Raw genomic sequence first — 25,514 nt, forward strand, 5'->3', positions numbered from 1 at the left:
AAATTTTTCATACTCTATCATATACCCATACAGGTATAGGTTTTTCTGTGTGATGCATGAGAAAATTAAATAATATGGAGGTTCGAAATATGTCTAGAAAAATTGTTGTAGTAGGCGGAGTTGCTGGCGGGGCATCAGTAGCTGCAAGGCTTCGTCGTTTAAGTGAGGAAGATGAAATTATTATGGTTGAACGCGGTGAATACATTTCGTTCGCAAACTGTGGATTGCCATATTATATTGGCGGTGTCATTACAGAAAGACAAAAGTTATTAGTACAAACTGTTGAAAGGATGTCAAAACGTTTTAATTTAGATATACGTGTATTGAGTGAAGTTGTAAAGATTAATAAAGAAGAGAAAACAATTACGATAAAGAATGTAACTACAGATGAAACATATAACGAGGAATATGATGTTTTGATTCTTTCACCAGGGGCGAAACCAATTGTTCCACCTATTCCGGGCATTGAAGAAGCGAAGGCGTTGTTTACGTTACGAAATGTACCTGATACAGATCGTATAAAAGCGTATATTGATGAGAAGAAACCACGTCATGCGACGGTTATTGGTGGAGGATTTATTGGAGTGGAAATGGTTGAGAATTTAAGAGAACGCGGGATTGAGGTTACTCTTGTAGAGATGGCAAATCAAGTGATGCCACCAATTGATTACGAAATGGCGGCATATGTACATGAGCATATGAAGGTGCACAATGTTGAGCTTGTTTTTGAAGATGGTGTAGATGCGTTAGAAGAGAATGGGACTGTTGTACGTTTAAAAAGTGGCTCAGTTATAAAAACAGATATGATTATTTTAGCAATTGGTGTACAACCAGAGAGTAGTTTAGCGAAAGATGCAGGATTAGCATTGGGAGTTAGAGGAACGATAAAGGTAAATGAGAAATTTCAAACATCTGACCCATATGTATATGCAATTGGTGATGCGATTGAAGTGAAAGATTTTGTTACAGAAACAGAAACGATGATTCCTTTAGCGTGGCCCGCTAATCGTCAAGGTCGCATGTTAGCAGATATTATTCATGGGCATACAGATTCTTTATATAAAGGTACGATGGGAACTTCTGTGGCTAAAGTTTTTGATTTAACAGTTGCTTCTACTGGAGTAAATGAGAAAATATTAAAACGATTAAATATACCCTATGAGGTAGTACATGTACAGGCAAATTCTCATGCGGGATACTATCCGAATGCTACGCCAGTGCTAATAAAATTAATCTTTAATAAAGAAAGCGGAAAAATTTACGGAGCACAGGCTTTAGGGCGTGATGGAGTAGATAAGCGTATCGATGTTATTGCAACGGCAATGAAGGCAAATTTAACTGTAATCGATTTACCAGATTTAGAATTATCATATGCCCCGCCGTATTCTTCTGCAAAAGATCCAGTAAACATGGTGGGGTATGCCGCAAGTAATATAGTAGATGGTTTTGTGGACACAGTGCAATGGCATGAAATAGATCACATTGTTGAAAATGGTGGGTACCTTATTGATGTTCGAGAGCCTAACGAACTAAAACAGGGAATGATTGAAGGCTCTATTAATATTCCGTTAGATGAATTACGTGATCGATTGGATGAAGTGCCAATGGAAAAAGAAATATATATCACTTGCCAACTTGGTATGAGAGGGTATGTTGCAGCGCGTATGTTAATGGAAAAAGGATATAAGGTAAAGAATGTAGATGGTGGTTTTAAATTGTATGGGACAGTATTGCCAGAACGTGTTGTATATTGATATTTTTCATCTTCTACTTCAAGATTTAGTGAAAGATGAAAACCTATAGATTAAGGTTTTAATTTTTGTTTCGCGAACATATAAGACAAAAATTAAAAATAGGGGTTTACAAAATACCCTATAGGGTATAATATGTTGTCATAGGTTATAAATGGTGACATAATGGTAATGAGGTGATTATAGAATGGAATATAATCAAGATATGAAAAATAGATTGAAACGTATTGAAGGTCAAGTTCGTGGTGTGCTTCGTATGATGGAAGAAGGAAAAGATTGCCGAGAAGTTATTACACAGTTAACAGCATCTCGTTCTGCACTTGATCGTACAATTGGACTCGTTGTTGGAACGAATTTAGAGCAGTGTTTGCGTGAACAGTTTGAAAGTGGTAATGGTTCAAATGAAGAGTTAATTAAAGAAGCTGTTCAATTACTTGTAAAAAGCCGATAATCTGTCAAACGTAAGTGTTGACAGATTTTCAAAAACGTTTTCATATACCCCTACAGGTATGTGTATATGAATTGTGGAGGAATCGATTATGAGTATAAAAGTGGATATGAGTTTAGATTGTAAAGGTTTGGCTTGTCCGATGCCTATTGTGAAAACGAAGAAGGCGATAGAAGGATTGGCACCAGGGCAAGTGATTGAAGTTAAGGCAACAGATAAAGGATCTACGGTAGATATAAAAAGTTGGGCGAGTAAAGTAGGACATCAATATATCGGGACGAAACACGAGGGTGATGTATTGATGCATTATGTTAGGAAAGCAAACGAGCATGAAGTGAATGAAGTTGTGAAATATCCACATACAATTACGAATGCAGAATTACAGTCTATATTGTCTCATGGAGAAGAGAGCATTGTATTAGATGTTCGCGAAGCAGCAGAATTTGCTTTTGGCCATATTCCATCCGCCATTTCGGTGCCATTAGGTGAATTAGACAGTGCAGTATTAGATAAGATGAAGCAAATTTATGTTATTTGTCGAACTGGTAACCGTAGTGATGTAGCTTGCCACATGTTGAAAGAGAAAGGTTATGCAAATGTGAAAAATGTCATCCCAGGCATGTTAGAGTGGAAAGGGAATATAGAGAAGTAAATTTTTTTGAAAGAAAATATACCTATGGGGGTAATAAAATGAATGTTAAACCGTTACAAGCAAAAGATGTGGCAGAGAAAGTTTTATTCGGAGAGTTATTCATTTTAGATGTTCGTAATGAGACGGATTATGAAGATTGGAAAATTGAAGGGAAACAAGTTTCTTCTATTAATAAACCTTACTTTGACTTGTTAGATGGTGTAGATCATATTGTAAGTGAATTACCTAAAGATAAAGATGTTTTAGTAGTATGTGCAAAAGAAGGGTCTTCTATATTTGTGGCAGAGCAATTAACAGAGGCGGGATTACAAAATATTTATTATTTAGCTGGTGGCATGAAAGCTTGGAGTGAATATGTAAAGCCTATAAAAGTTGGAGATTTAAAAAATGGCGGAAGTATGTATCAGTTTAACCGCCTAGGAAAAGGCTGTTTATCTTATATGGTCGTTTCAAACGGTGAAGCAGCAGTTATTGATGCGGTAAGGACAGCCGAGGCATATGAAGAGTTTGCGAAAGAGCATGGCGTTACGATTAAGAATGTAATGGATACACATTTACATGCAGACCATATTTCTGGAGGACGTAAGTTAGCGGAAAAAGTAGGGGGTACGTATTGGTTACCGCCAAAAGATGCGGAGGAAGTCGTTTTCTCATACGAACCGCTCGTTGAAGGATCTGTTATTACGGTGGGGGGTACTAAAATTGAAATTGACGCGTTATACTCACCAGGGCATACGATTGGAAGTACGTCATTCATTGTAGATGATTCTTATTTATTATCAGGCGATATTTTATTTGTAGATTCAATTGGGCGTCCTGATCTTGCTGGTAAGGCTGAAGATTGGGTGAGTGATTTACGTAATACTTTGTATAGCCGATATAAAGAGCTATCTCAAAATTTAGTTGTGTTACCGGCTCATTATTCAAAAATAAGTGAAATGAACGAAAGTGGTATTGTTAGTGCAAAATTAAAAGATTTATTTGAGCATAATGCAGGATTAAATATTGAGGATGAGGGAGAGTTCCGTAAAGTTGTAACAGAAAACTTACCACCTCAGCCAAATGCATATGAAGAAATTCGTCAAACCAATATGGGTAAAATTCACCCAAGTGTGGATAAAGAGCGTGAAATGGAGATTGGTCCAAATCGTTGTGCAGTGCACGAATAATGAAATAAATAAAAAATGGAGGAATTGATGATGAATATAAAACAAGTGTTAGATGCGAAAGGTTTAGCATGTCCAATGCCGATTGTAAGAACAAAGAGAGCAATGGATACTTTGCAAACTGGAGAAGTGTTAGAAATACATGTAACGGATAAAGGGTCAGTTAAGGATATTCCAGCGTGGGCAAATAAATGTGGCCATGACATCGTAAAGCTTGAAGAAGAAGGCGATGTGCTGAAGTTTTGGATTAGGAAGGCGTAGTGAAGCAATAGTTTTGTAAATATAGAGAGGTTGGTTATATGAACACAATATTAAGTACGCTTTTCATTGTACTTGCTGCATGGTTTGTTATTTCACGATTTTTACCAGTGAAAGGTGTTCAAAATATAAATGGCAAAGAATTGAAAAGTATAGTGGGGAAAAAGGGGAAGTATTTTATTGATGTCCGTACAGTAGGTGAATATAGAGGGAATCATATGAAAGGCTTTCAAAATATCCCCCTAAATGATCTAGCAAGTAAGGCGAATCAATTAGATAAGAATAAGGAAGTAATCGTTATTTGCCAAAGTGGAATGAGAAGTAAGCAAGCAGCAAAGGTATTGAAAAAACTAGGGTTTCAGCAAGTAATAAACGTTTCAGGTGGTATGAATGGTTTGTGAGGAGGAAATTTAAAATGAAAGAAATGACTACAAAAGAATTAGAAGAAAAATTGTTGCGTAAAGAAGCGGTAAATATTGTGGATGTACGTGAAGTAGAAGAAGTAGCTGAAGGGAAAATTCCAGAAGCATGTAATATTCCACTAGGACTATTAGAGTTTCGTATGCATGAATTAAATAAAAATCAGGAATATATTATCGTTTGTCGTTCAGGCGGGAGAAGTGCAAGAGCTGTTCAATTTTTAGAAAGTTACGGTTTTCAAGTAATCAATGTGGTAGGTGGTATGTTAGCTTGGGAAGGAAAAGTAGAATAGGGAGAAACAATTTTTATAAATAAAAATACCCCTATAGGTAATTGGAGGGAGAACAATATGGAACAACAGAAGAAAACAACAATCGTTTTATTTAGCGGAGATTACGATAAAGCAATGGCTGCTTATATTATTGCAAATGGCGCAGCGGCGTATGATCAAGAGGTAACTATTTTTCATACTTTCTGGGGATTAAATGCTTTAAGGAAAGATGAATATGTGAATGTAAAGAAAACATTTATAGAAAAAGTATTTGGAAGAATGATGCCACGCGGTGCTGATAAGATGGGGTTATCCAAAATGAATTTTGCTGGTATGGGACCAAAGATGATTAAAGGCATTATGAAAAAACATAATGCAATGCCTTTGCCAGATTTAATTGATTTGGCAAAAGAACAGGGGATTAAACTTGTAGCTTGTCAAATGACAGTAGATTTATTAGGGTTAAAAGAGGAAGAGATTATGGAAGGCGTAGAGTTTGCAGGTGTAGGGGCATATTTAGCAGATGCTTCGGATGGGAATGTAAACTTATTCATTTAAATCACCTTCTTTTTAGAAGGCGGGGGATGTAAGATGAGCTTAGTCGTATTACTTTTTATAATTGGGTTTATAGGATCATTTATATCAGGAATGGTTGGGATTGGTGGCGCGATTATTAATTATCCGATGATCTTATACATTCCAGTATTGCTAGGATTTACTGGCTATACGTCACATGAAGTGAGCGGTATTACAGCGGTACAAGTATTCTTTGCAACTTTTGCAGGCGCGTGGGCATACCGGAAAAGTAATGACATGAATAAAACGTTAGTTATGTATATGGGAGCTAGTATATTAATAGGAAGTTTTATAGGAAGTTTTAGTGCAAATCTATTAGATGAACACGCTGTAAATGTTGTTTATACAGTATTGGCGACCATTGCAGCTATGATGATGTTTGTACCGAAGAAAAATAATAGTGGAGCAGTTAAGTATAATAAATGGTTAGCAAGTGTGTTAGCGTTTATTGTAGGAGGTGTTTCGGGCATTATTGGAGCTGGAGGTGCGTTTCTTTTAGTTCCTATTATGCTAGTTATTTTAAAATTACCATTGCGCATGACGATAGCGACATCTATCGCTATTACGTTTATTTCCTCAGTAGGGATTACGACTGGAAAAGTGATTACTGGACAAGTAGTTATCATTCCAGCTCTAATTATTGCGGTTGCAAGTATATTTGCTGCGCCACTTGGAGCGCGAGTCGGGAAGAGGATAAATCAAAAAGTACTACAATATATGTTATCGATTTTAATTGTCGGCACTGCTATTAAGATGTGGATTGATATGATATCGAAATAAAAGGATGGGCTGCTTGCAGCCCATCCTTTTATTTATGCCCAAATAACTTTCATTAAGTTTTTATATTCGTCATTCGCTAATTTATATAGCATTCTCGTATGTTCAAAGACAAGTGCTGGATTAAAGTTTGGTTCTGAGAATGCAAGAGATGTTGAAATATCAATTGCATTTTGCTTATTTAATGTGAATTTTGCAAAGCGATAAGATGTATTTAATTCATTGATGACATGTAAAATATCATTTGTTGATGTTGCATCAGGTACGTGAGCAACATTGAAGCAGTATATATCCACCGTAGGATGTTCGTTTTGGAAAGCAGCGATAAGTTGAATTTTTGCGCCAGCTTCAGTCTCTAATCCTACTGAAAAATGAACAGAGCCATCATTTTCATCTATATTTTCTTCCATGTATATATCGTTGGATTTTAAGTAGTCTTTAAAATCTGAGATGTTATGTTTTACTGCAGCTTTCATATGTATGAGCCCCCTGATAATTGGAATAGATTGCTACTATTTATTATAATTTAAAAATATTAAAAAAGATAGTTAGAAAGTTCTGATTTTTAATTCTGAAGAAATAAAAAGAAGCCGTACTCTACCTCCATAGAGTACGGCTTCTTTACTATTCATTGTCGTTAGACGATGTTTCTGTATCTTCACTGCTATTTTTGTTCTTATTTTTCACTTCATGGTTACTTGATTCGCGTTCACTTGAATTTTCAGACTTAGATTCTTTTGTCTTTTTCGAATCAGAGTCTGAGTCAAACTTTGTATATGCAGGTAGTCCAAGATGAGTACGAAGTTCATTTGTAACATTAGCTAATTCTTTTTTATCTGGATTGTAGTAGTAAGTTCGACCACCACCAGCAGATTTGCTACAAGTATCGTCACCTTTTGCCATATAGCAATCATCACCTTGGATTTGTAATTTCTCAATTTCCGAATCCGATCCATATTTATAGAATGAAAGCATATCATCAAATGTTAAGTTTGTAACGAATTGGCCGTTAATATCATCAATGATGTTGCCAACTTTTGTTACAGAACCAACACTAGTTAGTTTCTTTAAAATAGCCTCGATAACGAGTTGTTGACGTTGTCCACGCATTGCATCACTATCGATGTGTCTTGTTCTAGCAAGAGCAAGAGCTTCTTCGCCATTTAGCTTTTGAACACCTTTTTCTAGGTGAATAGCCTCAGCATTATCATTGCTATCTTGCTCAGTAAATTCAACTGGTACATCAACTTCAACACCGCCCAAGTCATCGACGATTTTTATAAATGATTTAAAGTTGAATTTTACAAAATAATCGACAGGAACATTCATTAATTTTTCAACTGCATCAATGCTTGCTTGTGGTCCACCATTTTTTCCGTTTTTAGCAGAACCGAATGCATGAGCGTGTGTAATTTTATCTTTTTTCTTTTCTATTGGAATATAAGTATATGTGTCACGTGGGATACTTAATAGTTTAACAGTTTTGCTATCTTTATTAAATGTTGCAAGTAAAAGCGCGTCTGTTCTTATAGCTTCACCATATTCTTTTCCACGGACATCGCTTTCATCAACACCCATTATTAAAACAGAGACATTGTTTGTAATAGGTTTTACAGCCTTATCACGTAAATCAGATTTATCACCGCGTGCTAAATCGTGTGCGGCATTTCGAACAGCAGAAGATGCTTTATTTACTAAAAACCAAGTATAACCGCCGCCTATTAATAAAACGAATAGTATAGCGCTTATAATAATTTTTATTTTTTTCTTATTTTTTTTCGGTTTATTGCGTGTATTTTCTTGCAAAGATGGGTTTTGCTCCATTTCCTGTACTCCTTCATTTGGATTGAAATACGACACTCATATCCACTTATTATAATGAAATTTAGCGAAAAAAAACATTACAAAACATTTACATTTCGTAAAAATTCAATATATTTATAAAAAGTCAGATTTTCTATATTATATTTTTGAGATGTAGAATAAGTATAAGTTGTTTTAGTAGAAATGAAAATATATATTGTGAGAAAGTGATAGAGAAGTAAGATTTGTTGAAATATAGCCAAGAAGAGATGAGTAAGCTTACTTATTTCTTCTATATAATAAAGAAGAATTTGACGGATAAAGGAGAGAGCATAATGAATCATACATCATTCCGAGCAATCGTTGTGAACGAAAAGGAAAATCATCAGTTTGTAAGAAAAGTTGTTGAGAGAGAAGTAAGTAGTTTACCTGAGGGAGACGTATTCATACAAGTTCATTATTCTTCATTAAATTATAAAGATGCTCTTTCAGCTACTGGTAATAAGGGTGTTACGAGAACATATCCTCATACGCCAGGAATTGATGCTGCAGGAGTGGTTGTGAGTAGTGAAGATGCTACCATTAAAGCAGGAGATCAAGTTATTGTAACGGGATATGACTTAGGTATGAATACCTCTGGTGGTTTCGGAGAATATATTCGCGTGCCATCATCTTGGGTCGTGCCTTTACCGGAAGGAATGTCATTAAAGGAAAGTATGATGTATGGGACAGCAGGTTTTACTGCGGCTTTGTCGGTATATAAGCTTATTGGAGCAGGAGTCAAGCCTAGTATGGGAGATGTTTTAGTAACGGGTGCTACAGGCGGCGTAGGGAGTGTAGCTGTTAGTATATTAAGTAAGCTAGGGTTTAACGTAGTAGGAGCGACAGGAAAAATGGAAGAGGAAGATATGCTACTACGTCTAGGAGCGAAAAAGGTGATTCATCGCGCGGAATTGAATGATGAATCAGGAAGACCGATGTTAAAAGGGATATACGCGGGAGTTATCGATACTGTAGGTGGACATATGCTAGAAACAGCTTTAAAAACAGTAAAGTATGGTGGTTGTGTAACGACATGCGGTAATGTGGCAGGCCAGGAACTACAAACAACGGTATATCCGTTTATTTTACGAGGTATAAGCCTTTTAGGGATAGATTCCGTGCAATGCCCAGTAGATGTGAGAAGAGATGTTTGGACGCTTTTAGCGAAAGAATGGGGAAATAAAGAGTTACTATCTTATACAGAAGAATGTACATTAGAAGAATTAGAGAAGAAGTTTGCACTTATATTGCAAGGAAAGTTAAAAGGAAGAACAGTTGTTAAAATATAATGAAAAAAGAGACGCTTAAGTTAGCGTCTCTTTCTTATTATAATGATTGTTTTAGATTGATTTTTCCTTGTTCACCTAAAACACCGTCAGCGATATTTACAGCGTGATCGCCAATGCGCTCTAAGTTACTTACCATATCGACGAAGATGATACTTGCATCACCTGAACAGCTGCGTTCGTTTAGACGTAATACGTGACGTTTACGAAGAACACGTTCCATTTGGTCGATTTTGCGTTCTTTGGCAATAACAGTTTGAGCTAGTTCAGTATCGAAGTTTGTTAAAGCTTCAACTGAGTCTTGCAGTGTTGAAATTGTTAACTCAAGCATTTCGTTTAATTCAGCTAATGCTTCATCTGATAGTGAAACACGGTTTGAAATTTGGAAATCTACAAGTTCTACAAGGTTTTCTACATGATCACCGACACGTTCAATATCTCCAACAACACCTGCTAAAACAGAATGTTTTTCAGAATCCGTAGGTGAAAGTGGCTTTTCTGATAGTAAAACTAAATACTCGGTAATTTTTTTATCTAAATTGTTAATAGCTCCTTCTAATTGAGTAGCCATGTTTGCGTGTTTTTTGTCTTGTGTATTTAAAAATTGATTTGCTTCTTTTAATCCATGTAATGAGAACTCAGCCATACGGATAATCTCTTTTTGAGCTTCAGTTAAAGCGATGGCTGGAGATTGTTCAATAAAGATTGGATTTAAATGTTGTGGTTTGAAGTCAATCGCTGCATCTTCACCACGAATAATTTTTGTTACGATCCATGCTAACACTGCAATGAACGGGAATTGAATGATTGTATTTGTTACGTTAAATGTTCCGTGTGCAAATGCAATAGTCATTTCTGGATTCAAGTTTAATGATGTTTGGAAATATTGAATTAAACTTGTAAATGGTATTAATAAAATTGTAAAGATAATTGTACCGATAATATTAAAGATAACGTGAACTAATGCTGCACGTCTTGCTGCAATTGAAGTACCGATTGCTGCTAATACAGCTGTAATTGTTGTACCGATGTTATCACCGAATAATACAGGAAGAGCTGCTTGTAAATCGATTGCACCTTGACCGAATAGTTCTTGTAAAATACCGATTGTTGCACTTGAACTTTGTACAATTAAAGTAAAGACTGTACCGACAACAATTCCTAAAATTGGATTATCACTCATGCTCACTGTTAATTCTTGGAATGATTCTAAAGAACGAAGAGGCTTCATACCTGCGCTCATTAATTCTAAACCGAAGAATAACATACCAAAACCGAATACAACTTGACCTACAGAATGTACTTTTTTATTTTTAAAGAAGAATAGTAAGATTGCTCCAACTGCCATAACTGGGAGAGCATATTCTCCGATTTTAATTCCGATAATAAATGCAGTAACTGTCGTACCGATGTTTGCACCCATAATAACACCGATTGCTTGTCTTAATGTCATAAATCCGGCACTTACAAGTCCGACTGTTAAAGCGGTTGTTCCTGAACTGGATTGGATTAATACAGTAACTAACATACCTGCTAGTACACCCATAAGTGGGTTTGTTGTAAAACGATCTAGAATATCGCGAAGACGATCTCCAGCTGCTTGTTGCAGTCCATCGCCCATGTATTTAATCCCGAATAAGAAAATACCTAATCCACCAATGAACTGGAAGATCATATCTTGAACATTATATTCCACGCATTCCACTCCTTAAATTTCATGTACGATGTAATTATTAACTGAACCTTGAGTCACTGTAAACGGTTTGCTAGTAAAATTTACACTAAATTTACAAAGGGAATAAAAGTTTACAATCCCTTAAAGAAACAACTGCATTTCATTGGTTTTTATCTTGTATAAATCTTAATTTTGTAAAGAAATCACACTTTTTAGAATAATGTTGTTCAGTCGAATATCAAGGAAAGCGTCTGCAAGTTCATCGTATATTTTTTGATGAACGTTAAAAAAATATGTAGGGAAATGCATGTAGTTTTAGAACAGCAAAATGAGGGAAAACAATTATTTTAACATGATAAAAAAGCCACTGAATTATCCAGCAGCTTTTTCCGTGTTTTTATCGCCATGCTTTTGTTTTCTTATGCTTGTAATGTAAATGAAGAGAAAAGCAATAAGTAATAGAGAGGAGTAACGATATACAGTTGCATAGTTTGTAAAGTGAGCAATAAATCCAAAGATAATCGCTCCAGCGCCGATTCCAAGGTCAAATGCGGAGAAGAATGTAGCAGTTGCTACGCCGCGTCGATGCGGTGCTACGCGGTCAATCATCCATGCTTGTAGTGCAGGTTGGATCGCTCCAAAACCACTTCCGTAACATGCTGCAGCAATAATTAAGCTCGGAATTGTCGTCGTATACGACAATAAAATAATACCTGTAAACGTTATAATAACTCCCGGAATGATGACGAATGTATGGCCTTTCGCATCATATAGCTTTCCAGAGAATGGACGAGTCACAGCGATTGCTAGTGCGTTACATAAAAAGAAGAGACTAATATCAGCTATGCCGACTTCTGTAGCAAATAGTGTGATAAAACTTCCGATTCCTCCGTACATTAATGTAATACATAATATTAATAATGAAGGAAGTAAAGCTTTACGCTCAATAAATCCATCGAGAAAAGTACTAGATGATTGTTGTGGAGGCTGTTTCGTTTTTTGGATTTGAAGTAGTTTCGTTAATATTAATGAAACAATTGTGCACGATAATGCACATAAAAAAAGAATTGTGAAGTTATATGTTTGCATAAGCCATAGTCCGATAAGTGGACCGAGGGCCATTGCAAGTGTTCCAGAAAGACCAAAATATCCCATGCCTTCTCCGCGGCGAGCTGAGGGAATTAAATCAGAAACGACAGTTCCATATGTAGTCGTTGTAATACCGAAACCAGCTCCGTGCAAAATACGAACAGCAAGCAAGAGAAAAATAGTTGAGGCGAAAAGGTAACTGCCCATAGCGAGTAAACAGATAGCAGTACCGATCATTAAAATGATTTTTTTATTGAATTTTTGCAAGGCGTTCCCAGTTAGCGGTCTAACAAAAAGTGCCGCAACGGTAAACATGCCGACAACAAATCCGATATTTGAACTTGTGCCACCAATTTCTTTCACATAAACAGGTAAGGTTGGAATTAACATTTGAAACCCTAAAAACATACATAAGTTTGCAAAAATTAAAGCAACAAACTCTTTTGTCCATAACGGTTCTCGTTTTACGAGTATTGCTTCTCCCATATATTCATCCCCTATATAAAATTTTCTCTTTTCTTTCGAGTATATGTATTGGCCAATGCAACAGTCAAGGAAGGTGTCTTGAAAACGGATAACAATTTTTAAGGTGAAAAACTGACAAATTTGTGTAAAGGCTACACAACTATGAAAAAAAGATGTAAAGTATAGATGTATAGACTTGTAGGTGTTAAGAATGATAGAAATTGTTTTTTCTTTAAAGAAAGCGGATTCAAAGGAGTAGTGAACAAGAAGGGGATATATACTTTTTCACTACATATATTTGAAAAGGTTTACAATATGATGAAGAAAGAGGCGTGTACATATGAGACGATTAGGTATTTCTATTTATCCAGAACATTCAACAGTAGAGAAAGATAAGGAGTATTTAACATTAGCAAGTAAATATGGGTTTACACGTGTGTTCACATGTTTATTATCTGTGGATGGAGAAAAAGAGAAAATTATTGAAGAATTTAAAGAAACGATCTCACATGCGAATGCATTAGGGTTCCAAGTATTAGTGGATATTAGTCCATCTGTTTTTGAACAATTAGGTATTTCGTATAATGATTTATCATTCTTCCATGAATTGGGTGCGTACGGTATTCGTTTAGATGTTGGTTTTTCAGGATTAGAAGAATCAATTATGACTTATAATCCGTATGGTTTGAAAATTGAGATTAATATGAGCAATGGTACGAAGTATGTAGATAACATTATGAGTCATAGACCAAATCGTGAAAATTTAATTGGTTGTCATAATTTTTATCCGCATCGTTATTCAGGGTTATCATACGATCATTTCATTAAATGCTCGAAACAATTTAAAGATTACGGTATGAGAACGGCTGCTTTTATTTCATCATTTGATGCAACATATGGACCTTGGCCAGTAACAGAAGGGTTATGTACATTAGAGCAGCATCGTGAATTACCGATGACAACACAGGCGAAACATTTATTCGCGACGGAATTAATTGATGATGTTATTATTGCAAACGCATATGCGTCAGAAGAAGAATTACAAGCACTAGGTGCATTAAATAAAGAGAAACAAACATTTGATATAGAAATATATGATACAACGACAGAACTAGAAAGAATTATCGTATTAAACGAACCACATTTTTATCGCGGAGATGTATCTGAATATATGATTCGTTCTACACAAAGTCGTGTGAAATATAAAAAAGAAGAGTTTAAACCTCATAATACGCGTGAAATTAAGCGTGGGGATTTATTAATTGATAATGAACAATATGGTCAGTATAAAGGCGAATTACAAATTGCATTAAAAGATATGGTGAATACAGGAAAAACAAATGTAGTTGGTCGAATTGTAGAAGAAGAGATTTTCTTACTAGACTATTTACAAGCATGGGATAAATTCGGATTTACATTAAAGAAATAGAGAGAATATAAAGGGGAAAAACTACTGATTTCAGCAGCTTTTCCCCCTTTATATATAAAGAGCGAGAGGAAGAGCTATGACAAAGGTGCATCAGCGATTAATTTCTATTTTAGAGGAATTTTTAGAAGAGAAATCGATGTTAAATCGAGCTTTTTTAGCGGGCCGTTTACATGTATCGACGAAGACGATTCAAAAGGATATAAAATTATTAAATGATATATTGGAAGAAAATGGAGCGAAAATCGAATCGCAAAGAGGGACTGGGTACGAATTAGAAATTATACAAAAGAAGAAATTTGAAGACTTTTGTGTGAGTCTATTTCAAAAACAGACGGAAAAGATCCCAACTTCTTATGAAGAAAGAATAGCGTACATTCTGCAGCGTGTTTTAATGACAGAGGGATATGTGAAGCTTTCAGAATTAGCGGAAGAGATGTATGTGAGCAAATCAACGGTCAATTTAATTATGAAAGATGTTACAGATATATGTGGTCGCTATAAATTACAAATTGAGAAGAGACCGTATTATGGTATACGTATTGTTGGAGAGGAATTTAATATTCGTTCTTGTTTATCACAATATGGTTTACCGCGTTATGACCATACTCCGTTTCATGAGCAATTTGAGCAGACGGAGACATATTTATCGCTACCGCATATATCACTCATTCGTTCAATTATATTAAAGTATATTGAAGGCGGAACAATATATTTATCTGATATAGAAATTGATAATTTAGTCATTCATATTGCAATCGCATTAAAGCGTTGTCAAAGTCAACATTATATGAAAGGACTGCATGCGGAGCAATCAGAACTTATAATAAAGAAAGAATATACAATTGCGAAGCAGATTTTAGGAGATTTAGAGAAAGCGTTAAAATTTTCATTTCCAGAAGAAGAAGTATTATATGTGACGATGCATTTATTAAGTACTGCTGTTACAACGAGAAATCGCTATGAAAATATAGAAGAGCTATTAGGGAAAGATATATATGCATTTATGCAACATATTCTTTTTAAAGTAGCGGAAGAACGGAATCTTATTTTTTATTATGATGAAGAATTATTATTTGGATTTGGTATTCATTTAAAAACGTTATTAAATCGTTTGAAGTATAAGTTAAATACGAGAAATCCTCTTTTGGCAGAAGTGAAAAAGAATTATCCGTATGCTTTTGAAATTGCGGTTCTCGTTGGAGATATCATTGGTGAATATACGAGTGAATCGATCCCTGAAAGTGAAATTGGTTATATTGCAATTCACTTCGGTGGAGCTATGAGCCGTTTGCAGGAGCAAAATCAAAAGAAAAGATGCTTATTAGTTTGTGCGACTGGTCAAGGAAGTGCCCAACTATTAAAATATAAAATTTTATCACAGTTCCGAGATAAATTAGAGATTGTAGGTATTACAGGCTATTATCAATTGAAAGTAGAAGATCTTTATAAAGAAAAAATAGATTGTATTATTAGTACGATTCATATACCGAGTGGCTTGCCTGTTCCAGTTATAAAAGTGAATTCAATATTTGATGATAAAGAGATTAAATCGATTGGTCAGCGGTTGTTTACGCATGTGAATACTAGTGTGCAGCCTTATATTAAGGAAGATTTAATCTTTTTAAATTATAGTGCTTCTACGAAAGAGGATGTTATTCAGTTTTTATGTGAGAAAGCTGCTGAGAAACGCTATGTACCAGAAAACTTTTATGCTTCTGTTATGGAAAGAGAAAATACGTCTCCGACAGCGGTTGGGAATTCAGTTGCAATCCCGCATCCGATGCAGTTATTAAGTGAGGAAACTTTTTTGATGTTTTGCACACTTGAAAAGGCTGTTGATTGGGGAGATAAAAAAGTACAAGTAATTATTTTATTTAGTGTAAAGCGCAATAATAATGAAGATTTGCAAAGGCTTTATGATTTTTTATATGATATTATGTCTAGTCAAACTACGATAGAGAAACTTACTCAGACCGAGGTAATTGAAGATTTTCAAGAGATTTTATTATCATTTTGAAAAAGTATATAAAAACTTCCGTTACATAACGGAAGTTTTTTATGTTTAATTGTATGCGTTTTCATAATAAGATGGAAATATAGAAAACATATAGCTTGGGGGAATTTAAAATGGCTGATATGCAAACTCCATTTGCGTTAATTTTACATGGTGGCAATGCGAGAAGTGCGGCGCTTGAAGCAATTGCTTTTGCAAGACAAGGAGATTTCGGGAATGCCGGTGAAAAGATGAAACTTGCTAGTGAGGAAATTTCAGCAGCGCATCGTATTCAAACGGATTTAATTCAAGAAGAGGCAAGAGGAAATCATGCAGAAATTAGTTTACTGTTGGTGCACGCACAAGATCATTTAATGAATGCAATTACAGTGAAAGAACTGGCTGAAGAATTTATTGCTCTTCATAAACGAGTAGAAGAGAAAGTGACCGTATAAGATGTACATTTTATTATGTTGTGCAGCAGGTATGTCAACGAGTATGGTCGTAAGAAAAATGCAAGAAGAGGCAAAGAAACAGGGGAAGAATTATAAAATTAAGGCAGTTGATTCAGAACTAGTGAAGCTTGAAATTAAGGAAGCCGATGTCGTTTTAATTGGCCCACAGGTGAAATATTTATTTCCAGCTGTAGAATTTCTTGCAAATTCATACAATATACCAGTTGCGATTATAGACCAACGAGATTATGGCATGTGTGATGGTTTGAAGGTGCTTAAGCAAGCAGAACAATTAGTTTTAGCATAATTATATCTTTTTAAATATAAACATTATAATGTTATAAAGTTTATTTCATTCTTTTATAGTAGAGAGAAAGAGGAGGGCTATTGATGAATGGGTTTATGAGTTTTATGGAACAAAAGATTATGCCAACAACGCAAAAGATTGCAGGACAACGACATTTATTAGCAATTCGAAACGGGGTTATTTCTACATTGCCGTTAACGATCGTCGGATCATTTTTTGTTATCTTTTTAAATTTACCAATTGATGCATATATGGAATGGATTGCACCGTTTCGCCATATTTTAGATATTCCATTCCGATTTACAGTAGGACTAATGGCATTATACGCAGCGTTTGGTGTAGGGGCTTCGCTCGCGAACTTTTATCAGCTCAATCAGTTAAGTGCAGGGTTATTATCTGTACTCGCCTTTTTACTAGCATCAGTTGAACCAATTCAAATTACGAAAGCTGTACCAGGTGTTATTGATGCAGGTAGATATATTTCAGTAGGAACATTAAGTGCAACGTCTTTATTCGGCGCAATTGTTACAGCATTAATTGCAGTAGAAATTTATCATTTTATGATTAAGCATAATATCTCCATTAAATTACCAGATAGTGTACCACCAGCAGTTTCAAATTCGTTTGCAGCATTAATTCCAACATTAGCAGTTATTCTTTTATTCTGGGGCATTCGCTACGGTTTGAAATTTGATGTGAATACAACGATCACATATTTAATCGCACCATTAAAATCAGTATTAGTAGGAAATAATTTATTCGGTGGTTTATTAACAGTATTCTTAATCGTGTTTTTCTGGTCATTCGGTATACATGGACCAGCGATTTTAGGACCAATTATTCGTCCGATGTGGGATTCAGCAATTCTTGAAAATATGGAAGTATTCACGGCTACAGGAAATGCACATCAGTTACCAAACTTATTTACAGAGCAATTTATTCAATGGTTCGTATGGATTGGCGGATCAGGCTCAACGTTAGCTTTAGTAATTATGTTTATGTTCTCTAAATCTAAGTTCCTAAAAGAGTTAGGTAGATTATCATTCGTACCAGGTTTATTCAATATTAACGAACCAATTATTTTTGGGGCACCGATTGTAATGAACCCAATTCTAATTATTCCGTTCGTTATTACACCGTTAGTGACAACGACAGTATCATATTTTGCAGTTGTTTCAGGTATGATTCCACTTATGATGGCGAAACTGCCATTTACGATGTTAGCACCAATTGCAGCGGTAATTAGTACGGACTGGACAATTATGGCTGGTGTACTTGTACTTGTTAACTTTGTCATCTCATTCGTTATTTACTATCCATTCTTCAAAATGTATGAGAAACAACAATTAGCAGGAGAGGAGAAAACAGAATGCTCGGAGCAATTATCATCTTAATTACATTCGTGGTCGGACAGTGTATTGCCCATTATTCGAAATGGGTACAAAGTAAATCTTTATTAGTGTTACTACTAGTATCAGTTTTATTTATCGGTTGTTCAATGGGTGCATATGTAATGTTAGGATTGCAATCACCGTACGTAATTATTGTACCGACAATTTTATGTGCAACGTGTTTATCTGCAAAATATAGATTTACGAGCATGGCATTAATACAACGTGTGAAGGAGATGCAAAAGCATGGAGCGTAAATTAGGAATTTCACTTTATCCAGAACATTCAACGAAAGAAAAAGATATGGCTTATATTTCCGCAGCGGCACGACACGGTTTCTCAAGAATATTTACTTGTTTGTTATCTGTGAATCGTCCGAAAGAAGAAATTGTAGCTGAATTTAAAGAGATTATCAATCACGCAAAAGATAACAATATGGAAGTTATTTTAGATGTAGCTCCAGCTGTGTTTGATCAGCTTGGTATTAGTTATAGCGATCTATCATTTTTCGCAGAATTAGGCGCAGACGGTATTCGTTTAGATGTAGGTTTTGACGGATTAACGGAAGCGAAAATGACGAATAATCCGTACGGTTTAAAAATTGAGTTAAATGTAAGTAACGATATTGCGTACTTAGAAAATATTCTTTCGCATCAAGCGAATAAATCAGCTTTAATTGGTTGCCATAATTTTTATCCGCAAAAATTCACTGGTCTTCCATACGATTATTTCATTCGCTGTAGTGAACGCTTTAAAAAGCATGGTATTCGCAGTGCAGCCTTTATTACATCACATGTCGCAAACATCGGTCCATGGGATATTAACGATGGATTATGTACATTAGAAGAGCATCGTAATTTACCAATTGAAGTACAAGCGAAGCATTTATGGGCAACAGGGTTAATTGATGATGTCATTATCGGAAATGCTTATGCGAGTGAGGAAGAGTTAGAGAAACTAGGAAACTTAAATCGCTACATGTTACAGCTAAAAGTGCACTTTGTAGACGAAGCGACTGAAGTAGAGAAGAGAGCTACGCTGCAAGAATTACACGTAAGGCGCGGCGACATAACAGAGTATATGGTACGTTCTACAGAAGTACGTAAAAAGTACAAAGATTATGACTTCCCAGTGCGTGAAAGTGTGCTGCAGGAAAGAGGGCAAGTTGTAATTGGAAACAATTCATTTGGTAAGTATAAAGGTGAACTGCAAATCATTCTGAAAGAAATGCCGATAGATGAACGGAAAAATATTGTCGGTACAATTGCAGAAGAGGAGTTATTCTTACTAGATTATGTAGGAGCTTGGACGCAGTTTACTTGTGTGGAATAGGGAAGAGAAGGAGAGGATGCTGTGACATCCTCTTTTTTCTGTTGAAATAGTAATCTATCGTATATAGAATGCAAAGAGATAGACTTAATTTGGACGGGAGAGAAGGAGATGGAAGAGTATATAGATGATTTATTAAGGCGGATGGCTGATGAGGAAACAGAGATTTGGCATCGTGCGTATGATGAAGCAAAAGCGTTAAATGACTTATTAACTTTTCTTTATTTACAGCAGAAGGTAATCAAAGCAAAAAAGGTATCTATGAAGAAAGATATTTATTATTTAATGACGAAACTCGCCATCAATACGAAGGAAATCTATATTGCTGATTATCTTATAGATCGTTTGGAATGTGAACAAAGCCCGACTTTGTTAAGTGAACTGCTTAGTAATATTTATACATTGCCAGAAATAAGTAGTACAAATAAAATCATTCCGTATATTTATCATAAAAACGATAGTGTTCGTTATTGGGCAGTTGCTTCCTTAAAGTTATATAAATCGTTAGAAGCGGAAAGTGCGTTGCTAAAGTTGTTGGATACTGAAGAAAATAAAGATGAGATTACACATATTTGTTATACATTGTTTGAGATTGGAACGAAGCAATCGATTCTGCCGTTAACAAAGCTTTTATATAGTAATAGTGCCTATGTTCGTTCAACCGTTATTGAGGTTTTAGCAAAAATAGGGGGATCGGACTTACAAATAGTTTATATTGAAGCTTTACATGATAGAAATGTTATGGTGAAATATGAAGCTGTTCGAGCTATTTATACGTATGGCGACGAAATGGCAATGAGAGCAATTTGCGAACGTGTGAATAAAATTGTTGCTAGAAGACGTAAAAATGAAGTAGAGCCTACGGATGAAGCAGAGATTATCATTGCTCTTCGTTTCTTACATAAGTTTGCTAATCATGAAGAAGTTTTAAAGATATTTGATAAGGTATACAAAAAACGTGGAAACTTGTTTATGTCGGAGAGGGAGTGGCTTCGAGACAATATTGCTTACTTTCAAGAGAAAGAAAGAATGTAATAATTATAGAAAAGGAGCCAGTCTCAACGATGAGACTGGCTCTTTTTTATAACTAGTTTAATACTTTAACTGTAACTGTTTTACGTCCCCAGCTACTTGATGAACCTTTATCTGGCATTAAAACGTCGATTTTATTACCTTTAATAGCTCCACCAGTATCACCAGCGATTGCTACTCCGTAACCTTCAACCCATACTTTTGAACCTAATGGAATGACACTTGGATCAACTGCAATTAGTTTCATGTTTGGATTAGCTGTTAAGTTGTGGCCTAAAGCTGATTTTACTTGGTCGCCTGCTTTATAACCATTTTCAAGTGGATCTGCTGTGTAAGCTGTTGCTACAACACGTAACTCACGAGAAGATGATGGTGTACTTGTTTCAGTTTCTTTTGCAACAGGTTGTTGTGTAGCTGGTTTTTGAGCTTTAGCCGCTTCTTGAGCCTTAGCCGCTTCACGAGCTTCTTGAGCCTTAGCTGCTTCACGAGCTTCAGCTGCCTCTTGAGCTTTAGCTGCTTCACGAGCTTTAGCTGCTTCTTGAGCCTTAGCCGCTGCTTGAGCTTCAGCATCTGCTTGAGCTTTAGCTGCTTCACGAGCTTTAGCTGCCTCTTGAGCTTTAACTTCTGCTTGAGCTTCAGCATCTGCCTGAGCTTTAGCTGCTTCTTGAGCCTTAGCTGCTTCACGAGCTTTAGCCGCTTCTTGAGCTTTAACTTCTGCTTGAGCTTCAGCTGCTTCGCGAGCTTTAGTTGCTTCCACTGCTTTAGCTTTTGCTTGAGTTTCAGCTACTTCCTGAGCTTTAGCTGCTTCACGAACTTTAGCTGTATCTTGAACTGTAGTCGTTTTTTCAACTTTAGCTACTGGTTGAACTTTAACTGGTGCTTTACCTGTTAAGTAAGGAACATGAACATAAGCTGTTTTTCCGTTATATTCAAATTGAATCCAATCATTTTGTACTTGGTGTGTTGTTTCAATTACATCATCTTTTTTCAACTTACCAAGAATCTCTGAGTCTGTGTTTGCCCCAGCACGTACGTTTAATACGTTTGCTGTTACGTAGTAAGTGTCTTTTGTATAGTCAGCGCTTATGAAAGCTTCTTTACCGCTATTCAATTGAACTTTTGACCAACCATTTTCTGTATGTAAAACATTTACTTTATATCCATCTAATAATTTTCCTACAACTTTTGATTCAGTAGTTGGGTTTTCTCGTACGTTTAGTACGTCAGTCGTTACGATTGTTTCTGCTTTAGCAGATGTTGTGAAAATCCCAAGACCAAAAACCGCTGCTGTTGCTATACCCATAAATTTTTTCATAATAGCCTCCATTGCATTTGTTTTCGTTGACCTCATTATAGCAACCATTATTTTCTTATTTGCGAAAAACATAAAATTACAAAGCTTTCGTAATGGGGCATTAATATTCTGTAACAATTCCATAAATATCCTGATAGCGCTTCCTTGTTGTTTTTTGGCGTATTAGGGCATATGAAACACAAAATGAGTAGTATTTCAATTACTGTAACGTTAATAATATTACAGTAATATTTCTTGATGATATCTATAGTGTTACAAAAATAGCTTATTTTACTGTTTGAATGGAAATTTAGTTATGAAACGATAATCTTTTTAGGCGTGAAAATATATAAATGAGGTGAAATTTAATAAAATATCGATATAATTGTTACAAAATCAGTCGAAGTATGGAAAAAATTACGCCTTGATTTTCGTCTGTTACATAGTATTTTTGCAATAATAGGATTAGATAATAGCCTTAGTACCTATAAATAATGAAGAGTATTAGAATGATAGTTGTAACGTGAAACATATATAATAGAAGAAACTCGATTTAATAGGTAAATAAAAAACGCAGGAGTATAAACTCCTACGTTTTTGTTTATTCATATCGTAAACATTCAATTGGATCCAGTTTGGCAGCTTTGTTAGCTGGTAGTAAACCGAATAGTATACCGATTAACATAGATAGGGCAACGGAGATAAGTCCTAGTTTTAGTGAAACGACAAGTGGCCATCCTGCAAACATTGCGACAATCCATGCGAAGAAGATTCCAAGCATAAATCCGACAAAACCACCAAGTGCTGTTAAAATACAAGCTTCGATTAAGAATTGCATTAATACTTTACCACGTGTTGCACCTAATGCTTTACGGATACCAATTTCACGTGTACGCTCTGTTACAGATACTAGCATAATGTTCATTACACCAATACCACCTACAAGTAAGGAAATAGCAGCAATACCACCGAATACACTTTTTAATATACCTGTGAAGCTATCAATTTCTTTTAAGAATTCTTGTGGATCTGGTACTTCAAATTTACCTGAATGCTCTGGTTTTTTTGCTTCATTTAATGATTTTACAACTGCTTCTTGAACAGTTTCCTTATCTTGACCAGGAGCAATTTTTACCGTTACAGAATCGTAGTTGTTTTTCCCGAATAGTACAGGCCAGTTTTCTGCTGAAATGACACCTTCTTTAAATGTCATGCCACCCATCATTGCTTTTATTGAATATACGCCAACTACTTTGTATGGTGTACCTTTTATATCTACATATAAGTTTGGTTCCCATGAAGAATATAATTTATCAAAAGCATCTGTATTTAATACAATTGTGTGTTCAGGTCTGTCTAAATCAGCTGCTGTTAAAAATCTGCCGTGCTCAAGTTTGAATTTAGATGTATCTTCAAAATAATCACCTTTTGCACCGGTAATATCAAGATCTAATTCTTTTTTTCCTGCATATACTTTTTCTTTTCCTTTTACATCTGGATAAACTTCTTGCACACCAGAAATTTTGGATATACTTTCATACATGCTTGAGGAAATTTTGCCGTCCATATCTGAGTAATCTTCTGTCTTATAATTTACAGAAAACTGATCTTTTTTTTCATTCCCGATTTGTTCGCGGAACTTTGCGTTTGTTCCATCCCCAATCGAGATAATAGTAATGATGGCACTAACCCCAATAATAATACCTAACATCGTTAAGATAGAACGCATTTTATGAGCAAAGATAGAGGAAAGGGCCATGCGTATATTTTCACTCGTATTCAAAATTAACCTCTCCAATCTTGGACGATATTTCCGTCACGAATTACAATTTGACGTGCTGTAGCTTCCCCGATTTCACGGTCATGGGTAATCATAATGATTGTTGAGCCTTGTTTATTTAATTCGTAAAAGAGGTCCATAATTTGTGTACTTGTTTTCGTATCAAGTGCTCCCGTCGGTTCATCGGCTAAAATGAATTTCGGGTTATTTACGATTGCGCGGGCAACGGCGACACGTTGCTTTTGACCACCGGATAATTCGTTCGGTAAGTGAGTAGCGCGATCAGCTAAACCGACTTTTGTTAAAGCGGCTAATGAGCGCTCGCGTCTTTCTTTTTTATCGACTCCAGCGTAAATAAGAGGTAGTTCTACATTTTGAAGCGCTGTAAGTCTCGGTAATAACATGAAGTTTTGGAATACGAATCCGATCTCTTTATTACGTACGTGTGCAAGTTCTGTTTCAGTCATGTTTGAAATATTTTGACCGGCTAGTTCGTACGTACCTGTCGTCGGTTTATCTAAGCAACCGATAATGTTCATTAGTGTTGATTTACCAGAACCAGAAGGTCCCATAATTGAAGTGAATTCTCCTTGGTTCAGTGTTACGTCAATTCCGTGTAATATTTGAACGGACTCTGCACCATTTTGGAAGGATTTCGTGATGCCTTTTAAGTTAATCACTGGGCGACAACCTCCATACCATCTTTTAAGTCTTTTTCAGGTTTAGAGATAATTTCCTCTCCTTTTTTCACTCCAGAAACTTTTGCTTCGCTATCAGTCTCGAATTCAACAGTAACTGCTTGTTCTTTCGCCTTACCGTCTTTTACAACGAAGACAACATTTTTGTCACCTTTTTTCACGATACTGCTTTTCGGAACAATTGTACCAGTTGCTTCGCCAGATTTACTTGTTACGTAAACGTGGAAGCCGTTTTGTAATTCGTCACTATTATCTAATGTGACAGTGAATTGATAGTTAGAAACAGTTTTATTTTCATCCATGCTCTTTAATGGTGTAGAACCGATTTCTGTTACTTTTCCTGTCCAAGTCTTACCAGCGACAGTTTTTGATGAAACAGTTACTTCTTGCCCAACTTTCATACTAGCAAGCTCATATTCAGAAATTTGACCTTTTACTTTAAATTGACCAGCGTGACGAAGAGTAATTCCGCTCATACCTGTTTTTTCGTCAGCAGTTTTTACGATATCATCAATTACGCCATCAGCAGGACTTGTTACAGAAAGATTGTTTACTTTCTCTTTTGCTGCTTTAATCATTTCATCAGCTTTTTCAACTTCAAACTTTTTCATTTCAATTTGTGATTCTAATTGCCCAACTTCGGCTTCTGATGCTTTTAATGCTTCAGCAGGAAGGCCTGCATTTTTATCTTTTTGTAATTTTTGTTTCGCTACATCAATTTGTTTTTGGAGCAACGTTACTTCTTTTTGTGCGATTTTCTTTTGCATTTCTGCTTCTGTTACACCTTGTTTCGCAGTCGGATCATTGTATTTAAATAGAAGCTGACCTTTTTTCACTTCATCGCCTTTTTTCACAGCTAATTCATATGTTCCTTTTGTTGGATCGAATGAAATAGTTTCAATTCCATTTGGAATAACTTCGCCACCAAATTTTTGCGCGTTTTGGATTTGTTTTTCGGTTACTTTATATCCGCTATATGCCATTGCTACATCTGAACCGCCACCAGCAAATGCAAAGTATGATCCAGCTGCAATTCCGATTGCTACTACACTAGTAATTAACACTTTATTTTTCTTCTTCATCTATTTATCACCTTTTCGTTCGTTTTAGTATCTACATTAAGTATA

Annotated in this window: 26 protein-coding genes; 18 read left to right on the forward strand and 8 right to left on the reverse strand. The window is 35.6% G+C overall.

Annotated features, from left to right (window positions below):
* Positions 1–89: 89 nt before the first annotated feature.
* From cdr to MR112_RS19905, 9 genes are all read left to right on the forward strand, one after another.
* Positions 90–1,754 (forward strand): CoA-disulfide reductase, encoded by a 1,665-nt coding sequence (gene cdr, locus MR112_RS19865; protein ID WP_226368525.1) that lies wholly within the window; start codon positions 90–92, stop codon positions 1,752–1,754.
* Positions 1,755–1,938: 184 nt separating this feature from the next.
* Complete coding sequence (locus MR112_RS19870; protein ID WP_000456206.1) at positions 1,939–2,202, forward strand: metal-sensitive transcriptional regulator; 264 nt, start codon at positions 1,939–1,941, stop codon at positions 2,200–2,202.
* 88 nt (positions 2,203–2,290) lie between these two features.
* The gene (locus MR112_RS19875) at positions 2,291–2,851 is read left to right on the forward strand and encodes a sulfurtransferase TusA family protein (RefSeq protein WP_226368524.1); all 561 of its coding nucleotides are present in this window, start codon (positions 2,291–2,293) and stop codon (positions 2,849–2,851) included.
* A 38-nt stretch (positions 2,852–2,889) separates the two neighbouring features.
* Positions 2,890–4,020: an MBL fold metallo-hydrolase gene (locus MR112_RS19880; protein ID WP_048655909.1), complete on the forward strand. Its 1,131-nt coding sequence runs from the start codon at positions 2,890–2,892 to the stop codon at positions 4,018–4,020.
* Between the two features lie 27 nt (positions 4,021–4,047).
* A complete protein-coding gene (locus MR112_RS19885) occupies positions 4,048–4,278 on the forward strand; it encodes a sulfurtransferase TusA family protein (RefSeq protein WP_002182462.1) in 231 nt (76 codons plus the stop codon).
* Between the two features lie 38 nt (positions 4,279–4,316).
* The gene (locus MR112_RS19890; protein WP_001092318.1) at positions 4,317–4,676 is read left to right on the forward strand and encodes a rhodanese-like domain-containing protein; all 360 of its coding nucleotides are present in this window, start codon (positions 4,317–4,319) and stop codon (positions 4,674–4,676) included.
* A gap of 14 nt (positions 4,677–4,690) precedes the next feature.
* A complete protein-coding gene (locus MR112_RS19895; protein WP_000661810.1) occupies positions 4,691–4,987 on the forward strand; it encodes a rhodanese-like domain-containing protein in 297 nt (98 codons plus the stop codon).
* Positions 4,988–5,044: 57 nt separating this feature from the next.
* A complete protein-coding gene (locus tag MR112_RS19900; protein ID WP_000437746.1) occupies positions 5,045–5,524 on the forward strand; it encodes a DsrE/DsrF/DrsH-like family protein in 480 nt (159 codons plus the stop codon).
* Positions 5,525–5,557: 33 nt separating this feature from the next.
* Complete coding sequence (locus tag MR112_RS19905) at positions 5,558–6,322, forward strand: sulfite exporter TauE/SafE family protein (RefSeq protein WP_048655908.1); 765 nt, start codon at positions 5,558–5,560, stop codon at positions 6,320–6,322.
* 32 nt (positions 6,323–6,354) lie between these two features.
* Here MR112_RS19905 and MR112_RS19910 read toward each other — a convergent pair whose 3' ends face one another.
* Positions 6,355–6,795: a hypothetical protein gene (locus MR112_RS19910; RefSeq protein ID WP_000642362.1), complete on the reverse strand. Its 441-nt coding sequence runs from the start codon at positions 6,793–6,795 to the stop codon at positions 6,355–6,357.
* A gap of 148 nt (positions 6,796–6,943) precedes the next feature.
* Positions 6,944–8,143 (reverse strand): LCP family protein, encoded by a 1,200-nt coding sequence (locus MR112_RS19915; RefSeq protein ID WP_048655907.1) that lies wholly within the window; start codon positions 8,141–8,143, stop codon positions 6,944–6,946.
* A gap of 314 nt (positions 8,144–8,457) precedes the next feature.
* Between MR112_RS19915 and MR112_RS19920 the strand changes: the two genes are divergently transcribed.
* Positions 8,458–9,453 (forward strand): YhdH/YhfP family quinone oxidoreductase, encoded by a 996-nt coding sequence (locus MR112_RS19920; RefSeq protein WP_001016960.1) that lies wholly within the window; start codon positions 8,458–8,460, stop codon positions 9,451–9,453.
* Positions 9,454–9,490: 37 nt separating this feature from the next.
* On the opposite strand, the gene MR112_RS19925 is transcribed toward MR112_RS19920, so the two are convergent.
* Together MR112_RS19925 and MR112_RS19930 are read right to left on the reverse strand one after the other, a co-directional pair.
* Positions 9,491–11,146, reverse strand: a complete 1,656-nt coding sequence (locus MR112_RS19925) for a Na/Pi cotransporter family protein (RefSeq protein WP_000456278.1) — start codon at positions 11,144–11,146, stop codon at positions 9,491–9,493.
* Positions 11,147–11,497: 351 nt separating this feature from the next.
* Positions 11,498–12,700: an MFS transporter gene (locus MR112_RS19930; protein ID WP_000503245.1), complete on the reverse strand. Its 1,203-nt coding sequence runs from the start codon at positions 12,698–12,700 to the stop codon at positions 11,498–11,500.
* Positions 12,701–13,019: 319 nt separating this feature from the next.
* On the opposite strand from MR112_RS19930, the gene MR112_RS19935 reads away from it, so the two are divergent.
* From MR112_RS19935 to MR112_RS19970, 8 genes are all read left to right on the forward strand, one after another.
* Positions 13,020–14,108 (forward strand): DUF871 domain-containing protein, encoded by a 1,089-nt coding sequence (locus MR112_RS19935; protein ID WP_001253349.1) that lies wholly within the window; start codon positions 13,020–13,022, stop codon positions 14,106–14,108.
* A gap of 76 nt (positions 14,109–14,184) precedes the next feature.
* Positions 14,185–16,125: a BglG family transcription antiterminator gene (locus tag MR112_RS19940; RefSeq protein ID WP_048538587.1), complete on the forward strand. Its 1,941-nt coding sequence runs from the start codon at positions 14,185–14,187 to the stop codon at positions 16,123–16,125.
* A gap of 110 nt (positions 16,126–16,235) precedes the next feature.
* Positions 16,236–16,556, forward strand: a complete 321-nt coding sequence (locus MR112_RS19945) for a PTS lactose/cellobiose transporter subunit IIA (protein WP_000774631.1) — start codon at positions 16,236–16,238, stop codon at positions 16,554–16,556.
* Between the two features lies 1 nt (position 16,557).
* Positions 16,558–16,863: a PTS sugar transporter subunit IIB gene (locus tag MR112_RS19950; protein ID WP_000275642.1), complete on the forward strand. Its 306-nt coding sequence runs from the start codon at positions 16,558–16,560 to the stop codon at positions 16,861–16,863.
* 83 nt (positions 16,864–16,946) lie between these two features.
* Positions 16,947–18,257, forward strand: a complete 1,311-nt coding sequence (locus MR112_RS19955) for a PTS sugar transporter subunit IIC (RefSeq protein ID WP_001013053.1) — start codon at positions 16,947–16,949, stop codon at positions 18,255–18,257.
* Positions 18,233–18,511, forward strand: a complete 279-nt coding sequence (locus tag MR112_RS19960; RefSeq protein ID WP_000900048.1) for a hypothetical protein — start codon at positions 18,233–18,235, stop codon at positions 18,509–18,511. Before MR112_RS19955 ends, MR112_RS19960 begins: the two co-directional genes overlap by 25 nt.
* The gene (locus MR112_RS19965; protein WP_000440054.1) at positions 18,501–19,586 is read left to right on the forward strand and encodes a DUF871 domain-containing protein; all 1,086 of its coding nucleotides are present in this window, start codon (positions 18,501–18,503) and stop codon (positions 19,584–19,586) included. Before MR112_RS19960 ends, MR112_RS19965 begins: the two co-directional genes overlap by 11 nt.
* A gap of 108 nt (positions 19,587–19,694) precedes the next feature.
* Positions 19,695–20,618 (forward strand): HEAT repeat domain-containing protein, encoded by a 924-nt coding sequence (locus MR112_RS19970; RefSeq protein ID WP_048538586.1) that lies wholly within the window; start codon positions 19,695–19,697, stop codon positions 20,616–20,618.
* Between the two features lie 52 nt (positions 20,619–20,670).
* On the opposite strand, the gene entC is transcribed toward MR112_RS19970, so the two are convergent.
* The 4 genes from entC to MR112_RS19990 all read right to left on the reverse strand — a co-directional run bounded on the left by entC (position 20,671) and on the right by MR112_RS19990 (position 25,469).
* Positions 20,671–22,053, reverse strand: a complete 1,383-nt coding sequence (gene entC / locus MR112_RS19975) for a cell wall-binding protein EntC (RefSeq protein WP_048538585.1) — start codon at positions 22,051–22,053, stop codon at positions 20,671–20,673.
* 457 nt (positions 22,054–22,510) lie between these two features.
* The gene (locus MR112_RS19980) at positions 22,511–23,668 is read right to left on the reverse strand and encodes an ABC transporter permease (protein ID WP_002197439.1); all 1,158 of its coding nucleotides are present in this window, start codon (positions 23,666–23,668) and stop codon (positions 22,511–22,513) included.
* Positions 23,669–23,694: 26 nt separating this feature from the next.
* Positions 23,695–24,369, reverse strand: coding sequence for an ABC transporter ATP-binding protein (locus tag MR112_RS19985; protein WP_242245238.1), 675 nt, complete (start codon positions 24,367–24,369; stop codon positions 23,695–23,697).
* Positions 24,366–25,469: an efflux RND transporter periplasmic adaptor subunit gene (locus MR112_RS19990; RefSeq protein ID WP_000728807.1), complete on the reverse strand. Its 1,104-nt coding sequence runs from the start codon at positions 25,467–25,469 to the stop codon at positions 24,366–24,368. The genes MR112_RS19985 and MR112_RS19990 overlap by 4 nt, the downstream gene beginning before the upstream one ends.
* Positions 25,470–25,514: the final 45 nt, after the last annotated feature.

Source organism: Bacillus cereus group sp. BfR-BA-01330 (assembly GCF_022663885.1).
GTDB lineage: Bacteria > Bacillota > Bacilli > Bacillales > Bacillaceae_G > Bacillus_A > Bacillus_A cereus.